At 71.3% G+C, this 12,902-nt stretch carries 13 protein-coding genes; 7 read left to right on the top strand and 6 right to left on the bottom strand.

Annotated features, from left to right (window positions below):
* Positions 1 to 125 precede the first annotated feature (125 nt).
* Positions 126 to 1,880 carry an acetyl/propionyl/methylcrotonyl-CoA carboxylase subunit alpha gene (locus ACZ7IB_RS08160; RefSeq protein ID WP_470910181.1) on the bottom strand — a complete coding sequence of 585 codons (1,755 nt, stop codon included), beginning with the start codon at positions 1,878 to 1,880 and terminating at the stop codon, positions 126 to 128.
* 411 nt (positions 1,881 to 2,291) lie between these two features.
* Here ACZ7IB_RS08160 and ACZ7IB_RS08165 point away from each other — a divergent pair, with 411 nt between their 5' ends.
* Positions 2,292 to 2,741 (top strand): hypothetical protein, encoded by a 450-nt coding sequence (locus ACZ7IB_RS08165; RefSeq protein WP_470910184.1) that lies wholly within the window; start codon positions 2,292 to 2,294, stop codon positions 2,739 to 2,741.
* A 17-nt stretch (positions 2,742 to 2,758) separates the two neighbouring features.
* On the opposite strand, the gene ACZ7IB_RS08170 is transcribed toward ACZ7IB_RS08165, so the two are convergent.
* The 4 genes from ACZ7IB_RS08170 to ACZ7IB_RS08185 all read right to left on the bottom strand — a co-directional run bounded on the left by ACZ7IB_RS08170 (position 2,759) and on the right by ACZ7IB_RS08185 (position 5,650).
* Complete coding sequence (locus ACZ7IB_RS08170; protein WP_470910187.1) at positions 2,759 to 3,370, bottom strand: nucleoside triphosphate pyrophosphatase; 612 nt, start codon at positions 3,368 to 3,370, stop codon at positions 2,759 to 2,761.
* Between the two features lie 178 nt (positions 3,371 to 3,548).
* Positions 3,549 to 3,677 (bottom strand): morphogenic membrane protein MmpB, encoded by a 129-nt coding sequence (gene mmpB, locus ACZ7IB_RS08175; RefSeq protein WP_093900106.1) that lies wholly within the window; start codon positions 3,675 to 3,677, stop codon positions 3,549 to 3,551.
* 156 nt (positions 3,678 to 3,833) lie between these two features.
* Complete coding sequence (locus tag ACZ7IB_RS08180) at positions 3,834 to 4,043, bottom strand: acyl-CoA carboxylase epsilon subunit (RefSeq protein ID WP_266358479.1); 210 nt, start codon at positions 4,041 to 4,043, stop codon at positions 3,834 to 3,836.
* Between the two features lie 14 nt (positions 4,044 to 4,057).
* On the bottom strand, positions 4,058 to 5,650 hold the full coding sequence (locus tag ACZ7IB_RS08185; protein ID WP_470910189.1) for an acyl-CoA carboxylase subunit beta: 1,593 nt from the start codon (positions 5,648 to 5,650) through the stop codon (positions 4,058 to 4,060).
* A 133-nt stretch (positions 5,651 to 5,783) separates the two neighbouring features.
* Here ACZ7IB_RS08185 and ACZ7IB_RS08190 point away from each other — a divergent pair, with 133 nt between their 5' ends.
* The 5 genes from ACZ7IB_RS08190 (at position 5,784) to hutH (ending at position 12,048) form a co-directional block, all read left to right on the top strand.
* A complete protein-coding gene (locus tag ACZ7IB_RS08190; RefSeq protein ID WP_470910191.1) occupies positions 5,784 to 6,689 on the top strand; it encodes a biotin--[acetyl-CoA-carboxylase] ligase in 906 nt (301 codons plus the stop codon).
* Positions 6,690 to 7,104: 415 nt separating this feature from the next.
* The gene (locus tag ACZ7IB_RS08195) at positions 7,105 to 8,277 is read left to right on the top strand and encodes an adenylate/guanylate cyclase domain-containing protein (protein WP_470910194.1); all 1,173 of its coding nucleotides are present in this window, start codon (positions 7,105 to 7,107) and stop codon (positions 8,275 to 8,277) included.
* A gap of 75 nt (positions 8,278 to 8,352) precedes the next feature.
* Positions 8,353 to 9,165: an enoyl-CoA hydratase/isomerase family protein gene (locus ACZ7IB_RS08200; RefSeq protein ID WP_470910196.1), complete on the top strand. Its 813-nt coding sequence runs from the start codon at positions 8,353 to 8,355 to the stop codon at positions 9,163 to 9,165.
* 84 nt (positions 9,166 to 9,249) lie between these two features.
* On the top strand, positions 9,250 to 10,419 hold the full coding sequence (locus ACZ7IB_RS08205; RefSeq protein WP_470910199.1) for a GGDEF domain-containing protein: 1,170 nt from the start codon (positions 9,250 to 9,252) through the stop codon (positions 10,417 to 10,419).
* Between the two features lie 78 nt (positions 10,420 to 10,497).
* On the top strand, positions 10,498 to 12,048 hold the full coding sequence (gene hutH / locus ACZ7IB_RS08210) for a histidine ammonia-lyase (RefSeq protein WP_383075544.1): 1,551 nt from the start codon (positions 10,498 to 10,500) through the stop codon (positions 12,046 to 12,048).
* Between the two features lie 13 nt (positions 12,049 to 12,061).
* Here the strand turns inward: hutH and ACZ7IB_RS08215 are convergent, their stop codons facing one another.
* Positions 12,062 to 12,349: a hypothetical protein gene (locus ACZ7IB_RS08215; protein WP_470910202.1), complete on the bottom strand. Its 288-nt coding sequence runs from the start codon at positions 12,347 to 12,349 to the stop codon at positions 12,062 to 12,064.
* Between the two features lie 108 nt (positions 12,350 to 12,457).
* Between ACZ7IB_RS08215 and ACZ7IB_RS08220 the strand changes: the two genes are divergently transcribed.
* A complete protein-coding gene (locus ACZ7IB_RS08220; protein WP_470910205.1) occupies positions 12,458 to 12,871 on the top strand; it encodes a hypothetical protein in 414 nt (137 codons plus the stop codon).
* The last annotated feature ends 31 nt before the right edge of the window (positions 12,872 to 12,902 follow it).

Here is a 12,902-nt window from a genome sequence, read left to right on the forward strand (position 1 = left end):
TCCCCCCACACCCCCCCCCCCCCCCCCCCCCCCCTGGCCCCACCCCCCCCCCCCCCCCCCCCTTCCCCCCCCCCCCCCCCCCCCCCCCCCCCCCGGGCCCCGGTGGAACGTCGGGTACCGCTCGATCAGTCCTTGATCTCGCAGATCACGGCACCGGAGGAGATCGAGCTGCCGACCTCGGCGGCGAGTCCCTTGATGGTGCCGGCGCGGTGCGCGTTCAGCGGCTGCTCCATCTTCATGGCCTCCAGGACGACGATGAGGTCGCCCTCGTCGACCTGCTGGCCCTCCTCGACGGCGATCTTGACGATGGTGCCCTGCATCGGGGACGCGAGGGTGTCGCCGGAGACCGCGGAGCCGCTCTTCTTCGCCGCGCGGCGCTTGGGCTTGGCCCCCGCCGCGAGCCCGGTACGGGCCAGGCTCATGCCCAGCGACGAGGGCAGCGAGACCTCGAGGCGCTTGCCGCCGACCTCGACGACGACGGTCTCGCGGCCGACCTCCTCCTCCGCCTCCGCATCGGCGGTGGCGGTGAAGGGCTTGATGTCGTTGACGAACTCGGTCTCGATCCAGCGGGTGTGGACCTGGAACGGGTCACTGGTGAAAGCCGGGTCGGTGACGACGGCGCGGTGGAACGGAATGGCGGTGGCCATGCCCTCGACGTCGAACTCGGCCAGCGCGCGCGCCGCCCGCTGCAGCGCCTGCTCACGGGTCGCGCCGGTCACGATGAGCTTCGCCAGGAGCGAGTCCCAGGCGGGGCCGATGACGGAACCGGACTCCACACCCGCGTCGAGGCGGACACCGGGGCCGGTCGGCGGGGCGAACGTGGTCACCGTGCCCGGGGCGGGCAGGAAGCCGCGGCCCGGGTCCTCGCCGTTGATCCGGAACTCGAACGAGTGCCCGCGCACGGCCGGGTCGTCGTAGCCGAGCTTCTCGCCGTCGGCGATGCGGAACATCTCGCGTACGAGGTCGAGGCCGGTGACCTCCTCGGTGACCGGGTGCTCGACCTGGAGGCGGGTGTTGACCTCCAGGAACGAGATGGTGCCGTCCGTGCCGACGAGGAACTCCACGGTGCCCGCACCGACGTAACCGGCCTCCTTGAGGATGGCCTTCGACGCCGCGTACAGCTCCGCGTTCTGCGCCTCGGAGAGGAACGGCGCGGGGGCCTCCTCGACCAGCTTCTGGTGGCGGCGCTGGAGCGAGCAGTCACGGGTGGAGACGACGACGACGTTGCCGTGGCTGTCGGCCAGGCACTGCGTCTCGACGTGGCGCGGCTTGTCGAGGTAGCGCTCCACGAAGCACTCCCCGCGGCCGAACGCCGCGACGGCCTCACGGACCGCGGAGTCGTACAGCTCCGGGATCTCCTCCAGTGCGCGTGCCACCTTCAGCCCGCGACCGCCACCACCGAAGGCGGCCTTGATCGCGATCGGCAGCCCGTGCTCCTTCGCGAACGCCACGACCTCGGCGGAGCCTTCGACCGGGTCGGGCGTACCGGCCACCAGCGGGGCACCGGCGCGCTGCGCGATGTGACGGGCGGCGACCTTGTCACCGAGGTCCCGGATCGCCTGCGGCGGCGGGCCGATCCAGGTCAGACCCGCGTCGATGACGGCCTGGGCGAATTCGGCGTTCTCCGACAGGAAGCCGTATCCCGGGTGGATCGCGTCCGCCCCGGAGTCCTTGGCAGCCTGGAGCACCTTGGCCATGTCCAGGTAGCTGGCGGCCGGGGTGTCACCGCCCAGAGCGAATGCCTCGTCGGCCGCACGTACATGCAGAGCGTCGCGGTCCGGGTCGGCGTAGACGGCCACGCTCCCGATTCCGGCATCCCGGCATGCCCGAGCAACACGGACAGCAATTTCGCCACGGTTGGCGATGAGCACCTTGCGCACGATGGCTCCCTCCTTGAAACAAGCTGAGTTTAGGGACTACCGACACGGCCCTACGACCCGTCCCCACTGGTGAGCTTGCCCACACGGAGTGTGATTCGAGGCTTGCTCAAGTCGCGAAATCCCTTGTGACACCACGGTACGCCGGGATTCATGACCGCACAGTAGCCACGAGGTGTGGTCCAGGTCTCTGTTGGTGCAAGCAGCCGCGCACGGCGTTTCTTTGTCGAGTCCCCACTAACGGGCGAACGATTCTTTGCCCGACGCACTAGAGGCGCGACAAGGGGGGTGCGGGGAATGCGCACGGGTGCGCCTCAGAGATGCGGGGCGAGAGCGTAGGCCGTCCGGACCCTTGTCCGGGGCGTTACCCATTAGTAGGGTCCGCGCTATCGCACGTACTGCAGGTAACAGGGGGTGAGCACCGTGGTGCGCAGACCGGTGGCGTTCGTGACCGCGATCGTGCTGTTCGTGGAGGCCGTGGGCATCGTGGTCATCAACGGCATTCTGGCGACGGTCGTCAGGAACCAGGACATGTCACTGGCCGGGCTGGAATCCGCAGCCATGTCCAACGGCACATGGGCGATGGGCGGCGCCTTCGGCCTGTATCTGCTGCTGTGCGGGCTGGTCCTCCTGCTGGCCGGCATCCGCGACCGGGCCCCAGGCCGTATCGGCCGTATCGCCCTCATCGCCTGCGCCGTGGTGCACGGGGTGCTGGGTGCGCTGACGGTGGGGCTGGTCGGCTGGGCCGCGTTCGCGTGTCTGATGGTGGTGCTCGGGCTGATCGTGCTGACGCTGGTGGCGTACGGCCCCGAGGCCGGCCGGTCGACGGACGACGCGGAACCCAGCGCTCCGGCCACGGCCTGACGCAGAACGGGTCCGGCTCAGACCCACAGCTCGGTCACGGAGATCCCCAGCTCGCCCAGCAGCCGGCGCAGCAGCGGCAGCGAAAGCCCGATGACATTGCCGTGGTCGCCCTCGATGGAGTCGACGAACGGCGCCGAACGGCCGTCCAGCGTGAAGGCGCCCGCCACGTGGAGCGGCTCGCCCGAGGCCACGTAGGCGGCGATCTCGGCGTCTGTCGGTTCGCCGAAGCGGACGGTCGTGGAGGCGGTCGCCGAGGCCGTACGTCCGGTCGCGGTGTCGATCACGCTGTGGCCGGTCTGCAGCACACCGGCCCGGCCGCGCATGGACTTCCAGCGGGCGATGGCCTCCTCGTTGTCGGCCGGCTTGCCGAGCGCCTCGCCGTCGAGTTCGAGCACCGAGTCGCACCCGACGACCAGGGCACCCGCCGCCTCCGGCCGGCCGGCCACCGCGGCGGCCTTGGCCTCGGCGAGAACGAGCGCCAGCTCGGCCGGCGTCGGGGCGCTCAGCGCGTCCTCGTCCACCCCGCTGACGATCACCTCGGGCGCGAATCCGGCCTGCCGCAGAAGGCCGAGACGGGCGGGGGAGGCGGAGGCGAGCACGAGACGGCGCTGATCAGTCATACGCGCCATCGTAGAAGGGGCGAGTTGGTATCCGGCCCGCCCGGGCAGATTTCAGCCCGTCCGGCGTTCGAGGACCGGGGGCCGGGGCGGAGCCCCCCACGTGGCGGAGCCGCACATCGACGCCCGGGAAGGGACAGGCAGGGGAACAAGCCCCGCGCAGCGGTCACCCCACCCCCCACCGCACCACTCACCGCGTCCCGAGCACGAACATCGCGACCACCATCGCGAGCGCAAGCACCAGCCCCGCGCGCCGCATCATGTCCTGGGCGTCGCGCAGTTCCTTCGGCGGCTTGTTCTCAGGGTCGGACCACAGCATGGGACCGATCCTGCTGCGGGGGCGGATGCCGCGCCTGAGTACAGGTACTCAGCCGCTCTGGTGCGTACGGACCAGAGCGCACCCGGACGCACCGGAGGCCCGGACCCCAAAGGAGCCCGGACCTCCGAAAACGTGTGCGAAAAGGCACTCCTGCGACTACCCGGGCCAGTACGTCCGCGCCCAGGCCCGCGGCCCCGGCAGACGGCGCTCGCGCCGGGCGATACGCCCCGGGTCGGACCACTGGCCGGGCAGCGTCGGCGCGCCGGACGACGCATCGGACGCCGTCGCCGCGGCACGCGCCCGGACCACCGCCAGTGCGGCAGCCAGCTCCTCAGGGGTCGGGTTGCCCCGTACGACCTTGATCATGGCCAGGACCCTTTCTAGAGGGGGATGTTGCCGTGCTTCTTCGGGGGCAGCGACTCCCGCTTGGTACGCAGCTGGCGCAGCCCCTTCACGATGTGGGCGCGGGTGTCGGACGGCATGATCACCGCGTCGACGTAGCCGCGTTCGGCCGCCACGTACGGGTTGAGCAGCGTGTCCTCGTAGTCGGCGATCAGCTCGGCGCGGGTTGCTTCTGCCTCGTCGGGGTCCTTGACGGCTGCGATCGTGCGGCGGTGCAGGATGTTCACGGCGCCCTGCGCGCCCATCACGGCGATCTGCGCGGTCGGCCAGGCGACGTTGATGTCGGCGCCGAGGTGCTTGGAGCCCATGACGTCGTACGCGCCGCCGAAGGCCTTGCGGGTGATCACCGTGATCAGCGGGACGGTCGCCTCCGCGTAGGCGTAGATCAGCTTGGCGCCGCGGCGGATGATGCCGCCGTACTCCTGGTCGACGCCGGGCAGGAAGCCGGGGACGTCGACGAAGGTCAGGACGGGCACGTTGAAGGCGTCGCAGGTACGGACGAACCGTGCCGCCTTCTCGCTCGCGTTGATGTCCAGGCAGCCGGCGAACTGCATCGGCTGGTTGGCGACGATGCCGACCGGGTAGCCCTCGACACGCCCGAAGCCGGTGATGATGTTCGGCGCGAACAGGGACTGGGTCTCCAGGAATTCGCCGTCGTCCAGCACGTGCTCGATGGCGGTGTGCATGTCGTACGGCTGGTTCGCCGAGTCCGGGATGAGGGTGTCGAGCTCGCGGTCCTCGTCGGTGGTGGCGAGATCCGCCTCCTCCGGGAAGGCCGGTGCCTCGGAGAGGTTGTTCGAAGGGAGGTACGACAGCAGCGACTTGACGTACTCGATGGCGTCCTTCTCGTCGCCCGCCATGTGATGCGCCACACCCGAAGTGGTGTTGTGGGTGCGGGCTCCGCCCAGCTCCTCGAAGCCGACGTCCTCGCCGGTGACGGTCTTGATGACGTCGGGGCCGGTGATGAACATGTGCGAGGTCTGGTCGACCATGACGGTGAAGTCGGTGATCGCGGGCGAATAGACCGCTCCGCCCGCGCACGGTCCGACGATCAGCGAGATCTGCGGGACGACGCCCGAGGCGTGCACATTGCGGCGGAAGATCTCGGCGAACAGGCCGAGCGCGACCACCCCCTCCTGGATGCGGGCGCCGCCGCCGTCGTTGATGCCGATGACCGGGCAGCCGGTCTTCAGCGCGAAGTCCATCACCTTGACGATCTTCTCACCGTAGACCTCGCCGAGCGAGCCGCCGAAGATGGTGAAGTCCTGCGAATACACGCAGACGGGGCGGCCGTCGACCGTGCCGTAGCCGGTGACGACGCCATCTCCGTAGGGGCGGTTCTTCTCGATGCCGAAGTTGGTGGAGCGGTGCCGGGCGAATTCGTCGAGCTCCACGAAGGAACCCTCGTCGAGCAGCAGGTCGATCCGCTCGCGGGCGGTCAACTTGCCCTTCGCATGCTGCTTCTCGACCGCGCGCTCGGAGCCCGCGTGCGTTGCCTCGTCGATACGGCGCTGAAGGTCCGCGATCTTGCCCGCGGTGGTGTGGATGTCGATCTCTTCCGGCTCGGACATCGGGTGGCGGCTCCCTGCCTGGTCACGGGGACGACTGTGCTGCTGATCAGGTACTGAACACCTACTGATCCGTAGGGTATCGGCGTGGATACGGTTGGGCAGTGCGTCGTTTGCCACACCTAGTCTGGCTTGCATGACACCTTCGGATGCGCCTCACAGCCGCTGGTCGGACCTGGACCGACCGCCCCTGAACGTTCCCGCGCTGCGCCGCGGGCTGCTGCGGCCGGGCGGGCTGTGGACCTCGCTCGACGTCGTGGAGACCACCGGGTCCACCAACTCCGATCTTGCCGGGCGAGCGGCGGCGGGGCTCGCAGGCGGCGCCGTGCTGGTCGCCGAGGAACAGACCGCGGGCCGCGGCCGCCTCGACCGCGCATGGACGGCTCCGGCCCGTTCGGGCCTGTTCCTCTCCGTCTTCCTGACGCCGGGCGATGTCCCCGTCCACCGGTGGGGCTGGCTGCCGCTGCTCACCGGCGTCGCGGTGGCGACGGGTCTGGCCCGTGCTGCGGGCGTCGACACGTCCCTCAAGTGGCCCAACGACCTCCTCGTAACGATCCCCAAGGACTCCGACAAGCTCCGTCCAGGGGAGACCCCACTGGGCGAGGAGCGCAAGACGGGCGGCATCCTGGCCGAGCGCGCCGGGGACGGCGTCGTCGTGGGTATCGGCCTCAACGTGTCCCTGCGCGCCGACGAACTCCCCGCCCCCACGGCCGGCTCGCTGGCCCTGGCCGGGGCGGTCTCCACCGACCGCGAGACGCTGCTGCGGGGCGTACTGCGCTCGCTGGAGCACTGGTACGGCCAGTGGCGCGCGGCGGACGGCGACGCGGCGGCGAGCGGCCTGCAGGAGGCGTACGCGGCGGGCTGCGCGACGCTCGGCCGGACGGTACGTGCCCAGCTGCCCGGCGACCGCACGCTCACCGGCGAGGCCGTGGCGATCGACGGCGACGGCCGACTGATCCTGTCCACCGACGACGGCCTCCTGGAACCCGTATCGGCGGGCGACATCGTGCACCTGCGGGGCATTGGCGGCGGCCTGACGTGAGGCAGCGGCGGTCGCGCAAGGCCGCCCTCCGCCTCACCCGGACACGTACCGGGGCAACGCCTGGGCCGTGCGTGCGGGGCGCCGCGGTGTGTCGCCGCGGTGTGTCTACGCCTGCTCTCCGCCTCCGGCCTGCCTCGACACGTACCGGGGGCATGAGCCCTTGCCCTCCTGGAAACCACCCGCCGGCCGCGACCATCCACGCCCCCGGCCCGCCCAGGAACATTGCGGGAAGACTTCATGAGCCCTTGCCCTCCTGGAAACCACCCGCCGGCCGCAACCGTCCACGCCCCCGGCCCGCCCAGGAACATTCCGGGAAGACTCAGCGACGTGAGCCACGGCACACCTGCCGTATCGTTGAGGCGATCCACCGACAGATCGGCAGGGCAGTGCGCAGGGAACGGGCAGGAGGCGGCTGGTGACCGTCGACGACACGACCTCCGGCGCGGGCGCGGAGCCCCCGTCGGACCCCTCGGTCCACCCGACACCGCATCACGAAGTCGACCATACGGCGGAACCGACCGACGATCCCCTCGCGATCCGGCTGGAACAGCTGATCCTGGGCGCCGACCGGCGCTACACGCCGTTCCAGGCGGCCCGTACCGCCGGCGTCTCGATGGACCTGGCCTCCCGGTTCTGGCGGGCCATGGGCTTCGCCGACATCGGGCAGGCCAGGGCGCTCACCGAGGCCGATGTGCTGGCGCTGCGCCGGCTCGCCGGTCTCGTCGAGGCGGGGCTGCTCAGCGAGCCGATGGCGATCCAGGTGGCCCGGTCCACCGGGCAGACCACCGCCCGGCTGGCGGAGTGGCAGATCGATTCCTTCCTGGAGGGTCTGACCGAGCCGCCCGAGCCCGGCATGACCCGGACCGAGGTCACGTACCCGCTGGTCGAGCTGCTCCTCCCGGAGCTGGAGGAGTTCCTGGTGTACGTGTGGCGGCGCCAGCTCGCCGCCGCCACCGGCCGGGTCGTGCAGGCCGCCGACGACGAGGAAATGGTCGACCGGCGCCTGGCCGTCGGCTTCGCCGACCTCGTCGGGTTCACCCGGCTGACCCGGCGGCTGGAGGAGGAGGAGCTCGGCGAACTGGTCGAGGCGTTCGAGACCACCTGCGCCGACCTGGTCGCCGCCCACGGCGGCCGGCTCATCAAGACCCTCGGCGACGAGGTCCTCTACGCCGCCGACGACGCACGCACCGCGGCCGAGATCGCGCTGCGCCTGATCGAGGCGATGACCCAGGACGAGACCATGCCCGCGCTGCGCGTCGGCATCGCTTTCGGCACGGTCACCACCCGAATGGGCGATGTCTTCGGTACGACGGTGAACCTCGCCAGCCGGCTGACCTCGATAGCGCCGAAGGACGCCGTGCTGGTGGACGGGGCGTTCGCGGAGGAGCTGACCCGTACCGGCGACGCTCCGACCTCCGAGGCGCAGGCGGCGGAGGAGGCCGCAGCGGCCGAGAAGGAGCGCCAGAACGGCGTGGAGCCGACGTCCGTGCCCAAGTATCGCTACGGGCTGCAGCCGATGTGGCAGCGCCCGGTGCGCGGCCTCGGCGTCGTGGAGCCCTGGCTGCTGGCGCGCCGGGGCACGTCCTGACATCACCCCGGACCGCTGTCCGGGGCGCCCCATAGGATCCCCCTGGTAACGATCGTTAACCGGAGGGGTGCAGTCATGACCGTCACGTCCGAGCAGCGGTTCGGGGAATTCGTCGTCGTACGGGTCCACGAGGGACAGGAACACGTCGCCGAACTGGTCCTCGACCGGCCCAAGGCGATGAACGCCGTGTCCACGGACATGGCCCGCTCGATCGCCGCCGCCTGCGCCGCGCTCGCCGCCGACCCGGGTGTGCGGGCCACCGTCCTCACCTCCAGCCATGAGCGGGCCTTCTGTGTGGGCGCGGACCTGAAGGAGCGCAACTCCTTCACCGACGCCGAGCTGCTGCGTCAGCGCCCCACCGCCCGCGCCGCGTACACCGGCGTACTCGAACTGCCGATGCCGACGATCGCGGCCGTGCACGGTTTCGCGCTCGGCGGCGGATTCGAGCTGGCCCTGTCCTGCGATCTGATCGTCGCCGACCGCACGGCGGTGGTGGGCCTGCCCGAGGTGTCGGTCGGTGTCATTCCGGGTGGTGGCGGTACGCAGTTGCTGCCGCGGCGGATCGGTGCGGCGCGCGCCGCCGAGCTGGTCTTCACGGCCCGGCGGGTGGAGGCGGCCGAGGCCCGTGATTCGGGGCTGGTCGACGAGCTGGTGGAGGCGGGGCGGGACCGCGAGGCCGCGCTGGCGCTCGCGGGCAGGATCGCCGCCAACTCCCCGGTGGGGCTGCGGGCTGCCAAACGGGCGCTGCGGCTGGGGCACGGCCTCGATCTCCGGGCCGGACTCGAAGTCGAGGACGCCGCCTGGCGCTCGGTGGCCTTCTCCGGCGACCGGGCCGAGGGTGTGGCCGCGTTCAACGAGAAGAGGAAGCCGAACTGGCCCGGCGAGTGACGTTGTGCATTACAAGGACACGCAGCGAACATTGTCGACGTCCCAAGCTGATCGAATCACCACAAAACTACATAAGCTGTAGCGATGGGTGGTGATGATGTGCGGCTGCGGGCCGTGGTTTCGCTTGCGCAGACGATGGCGGCGGCGCACACCCCGCGGGGGTCGTGGCGGGCGGCTGCGCTGGGGGCGTGCGAGGCGTTGGGCGGCAGTTTCGCCGCGCTCTCCGTCTGGGAGCGCGGGTGCGGGCGGCTGCGCGTGCTGGTCAACGCGGGCGAACGGGCCGAAGGGGAGGAGGAGTTCCCCGAGGAGGAGGCGTACCCGGTGCATCAGTTCCCGGAGATCACCGAGTTCCTGCACGAACGGTGGGCCGGGGGCGGTGAGCCGGACGCCTGGGTGGAGACAGCCGACGGCCCGGTGGGCGGCATGCGGGGCGGGGGCGCGGGGGTGCGGGGGTACGGGCATGTGTACCACCGCGAGCGGGTGGCCGCCCTGCGCCGGCGCCGGCGCGGCTGCTGCGTGGTCGCGCCGATCGTGCTGCACGGGCGGGCCTGGGGCGAGCTCTATGTGGCCCGCCCGGTGGGGGAGCCGGTGTTCGGGCGGGAGGACGCGGACTTCGCGACCGTGCTGGCTGCCGTCGTCGCCGCCGGGATCGCCCAGACCGAGCGGCTGGAAGAGCTCCGCAGGCTCGCCTTCACCGATCAGCTCACCGGGCTGGCCAACCGCCGCGCAGTCGATGTGCGGCTCGACGAGGCGGTGGAGCAGCATCGGACGGACGGGGCGGTGGTCAGCCTGGTCGTCTGTGACCTCAACGGTCTGAAGCGGGTCAACGACAGTCATGGCCATGCGGTCGGCGACCGTCTGCTGGAACGTTTCGGCTCGGTGCTGTCCCGCTGTGGTGCCATGCTGCCCGGTGCGCTCGCGGCCCGGCTCGGCGGCGATGAGTTCTGCCTGCTCGCGGTGGGCCCCGAGGTGGACGACGTGATCCGGGTGGCCGCCGAACTCTGCGAACGGGCAGCCGAGTTGGAGCTCGGTGACGGGGTGGCGTGCGGGATCGCGTCGACCGGCGATCCGATCGGCCCGGTGGTGTCGGCGCGGCGGCTGTTCCGGCTGGCGGACGCGGCCCAGTACCGGGCGAAGGCGGCCCGCTCCGCGAAGCCGGTGGTGGCGGGGCGCGACGGCGAGGTGATCCGGCTGGCCGACTCGCCGCCGAAGTCCCCGCACGACCGTCGCCACCTGCGCGGCAGCCGGCCCTGACCGTGTGACCGGATCGGTAAGGGGTCAACCGCACGACCACTAGTGACATGAAGGGATTCAATCCGTACGCTTCTGAATATGGATATGCATACAGTCGTGGTGGGGACGTCCGGTACCACCGCCCAGGACGTCATCGCCGTGGCCCGCGGCAACGCTCGCGTCGAGCTCTCCGCGGCCGCCGTGAGCGCACTCGCCGCCGCCCGAGAGATCGTGGACGCGCTCGCCGCCAAGCCCGAGCCGGTCTACGGCGTCTCCACCGGCTTCGGGGCACTGGCCAGCCGGCACATCAGCCAGGATCTCCGCGCACAGCTCCAGCGCAACATCGTCCGCTCGCACGCCGCCGGTATGGGCCCGCGGGTCGAGCGCGAGGTCGTCCGCGCGCTGATGTTCCTGCGGCTGAAGACGGTCGCCTCCGGGCACACCGGCGTACGGCCCGAGGTCGCGCAGACCATGGCCGACGTCCTCAATGCGGGCATCACCCCCGTCGTCCACGAGTACGGCTCGCTCGGCTGCTCCGGCGACCTGGCCCCGCTCTCCCACTGCGCCCTGACGCTGATGGGCGAGGGCGACGCGGAGGGTCCCGACGGCACCGTGCGCCCCGCCGGTGAGCTGCTCACCGCCCATGGCATCACCCCGGTCGAGCTGCGTGAGAAGGAGGGCCTCGCCCTCCTCAACGGCACCGACGGCATGCTCGGCATGCTCGTCATGGCCCTCGCCGACCTGAAGAGTCTCTACACCTCCGCCGACATCACCGCCGCCCTCTCTCTGGAGGCACTGCTCGGCACGGACAAGGTGCTCGCCCCGGAACTGCACGCCATCCGCCCGCATCCGGGCCAGGGCGTCAGCGCCGACAACATGCTGCGGGTGCTGGCCGGATCGGGCCTCACCGGCCACCATCAGGACGACGCGCCCCGTGTCCAGGACGCCTACTCCGTGCGCTGCGCGCCCCAGGTCAACGGCGCCGGACGCGACACCCTCGACTACGCCGGGATCGTCGCGGACCGCGAGCTGGCCTCCGCCGTGGACAACCCCGTGGTGCTGCCCGACGGCCGGGTCGAGTCCAACGGCAACTTCCACGGCGCCCCCGTCGCGTACGTGCTCGACTTCCTGGCGATCGTCGCGGCCGACCTCGGTTCGATCACCGAGCGCCGCACCGACCGGCTGCTGGACAAGAACCGTTCGCACGGGCTGCCGCCGTTCCTCGCCGACGACGCCGGTGTGGACTCGGGCCTGATGATCGCCCAGTACACCCAGGCCGCCCTGGTCAGCGAGATGAAGCGGCTCGCCGTCCCCGCGTCGGCCGACTCGATCCCGTCGTCCGCGATGCAGGAGGACCACGTCTCCATGGGCTGGTCGGCCGCGCGCAAGCTGCGTACCGCCGTCGACAACCTCGCCCGGATCGTCGCCGTCGAGCTGTACGCGGCGACCCGCGCCATCGAACTGCGCGCCGCCCAGGGCCTCACCCCCGCGCCCGCCTCGCAGGCCGCCATCGAGGCGCTGCGCGCGGCAGGTGTCGAGGGCCCGGGACCGGACCGCTTCCTGTCGCCGGACCTGGCCGCGGCGGACGCGTTCGTACGTGCCGGGAAGCTGGTCGCGGCGGTCGAGCCGGTGACCGGACCGCTGGCGTAGGTCCGGCAGAGGTTCAGACGGACAGGGCGTCGGCGCGGCGTACCGAGTAGGTGACGAACGCTGCGCCGATGCCCAGGAACGCCGTGCCGCCGATCAGATACGGGGTGGTGTCGACCCCGGCCCCGGTGTCGGCGAGCCTCGGATCGGCCGCGGTGTCCACGGCGGCGGTGACCTGTCGGCTCCGTGCGCCCGGTGTGCCGGCCGACTCGTCCGTCGCGTTGGCGGACGGGACGAACCACAGGGCGGCCAGCAACGTGCCCGCAGCGGTGGCGGTCAGGAGCGGGCGGCGAGCAGCGGCCACGGAATCGATCCCCCTTGTCACAGCCGTCAATCAGGCCTGTACGCCGATGCTAGTGAAAGCAGCGGGTCGCAGGAAAGTCGCGAGGGCGGGGAGCTTACGCTCCGGCACATGAGCACTTCTGAGACATCACGGTTTGTTCGACTTCAGGTCGAAATGGTGCTGGAGATCACGGACCCCGCCGCCCTCAGCGGTACCGCACTGGAGTCCATCGCCGCCGAGTACGGGGAGCCCGGCGGCGAGTCCGCCGAGGAACGCATGCAGGCCGAGTCGGCCGTACGGGAGGACGGAGCGGAGGCCCTCGCCTCCCTCATCGATCCGTTCGACCTGGTCAGCGAGGTGCCGGGGGTCGAGCTCACCCAGGCGTCCTGGAGCAGCGAGACCGTCGACTACGACCCGGACGACCCGGACGACTGGGACCTCGGCGACGAGTACGACGAGGGGGGCGCCGGCGACGTCCCGCACAATGGTGAGGACGACGGCGAGCACAGCGGCGCGAGCGGCGGTGCGGAGCGGCGGATCTAGCAGGCGGTGGGCCACGGCCCCGGCCCGCTTT

The organism is Streptomyces sp. NPDC037301, assembly GCF_055602785.1.

Excerpts from the sequence above, each read along its gene's own strand:
- ACZ7IB_RS08170 (WP_470910187.1), bottom strand. The coding sequence starts at position 3,370 with ATGGCGCGTATGACTGATCAGCGCCGTCTCGTGCTCGCCTCCGCCTCC.
- mmpB (WP_093900106.1), bottom strand. The coding sequence starts at position 3,677 with ATGCTGTGGTCCGACCCTGAGAACAAGCCGCCGAAGGAACTGCGCGAC.
- ACZ7IB_RS08180 (WP_266358479.1), bottom strand. The coding sequence starts at position 4,043 with ATGATCAAGGTCGTACGGGGCAACCCGACCCCTGAGGAGCTGGCTGCC.
- ACZ7IB_RS08185 (WP_470910189.1), bottom strand. The coding sequence starts at position 5,650 with ATGTCCGAGCCGGAAGAGATCGACATCCACACCACCGCGGGCAAGATC.
- ACZ7IB_RS08190 (WP_470910191.1), top strand. The coding sequence starts at position 5,784 with ATGACACCTTCGGATGCGCCTCACAGCCGCTGGTCGGACCTGGACCGA.
- ACZ7IB_RS08200 (WP_470910196.1), top strand. The coding sequence starts at position 8,353 with ATGACCGTCACGTCCGAGCAGCGGTTCGGGGAATTCGTCGTCGTACGG.
- ACZ7IB_RS08205 (WP_470910199.1), top strand. The coding sequence starts at position 9,250 with ATGGGTGGTGATGATGTGCGGCTGCGGGCCGTGGTTTCGCTTGCGCAG.
- hutH (WP_383075544.1), top strand. The coding sequence starts at position 10,498 with ATGGATATGCATACAGTCGTGGTGGGGACGTCCGGTACCACCGCCCAG.
- ACZ7IB_RS08220 (WP_470910205.1), top strand. The coding sequence starts at position 12,458 with ATGAGCACTTCTGAGACATCACGGTTTGTTCGACTTCAGGTCGAAATG.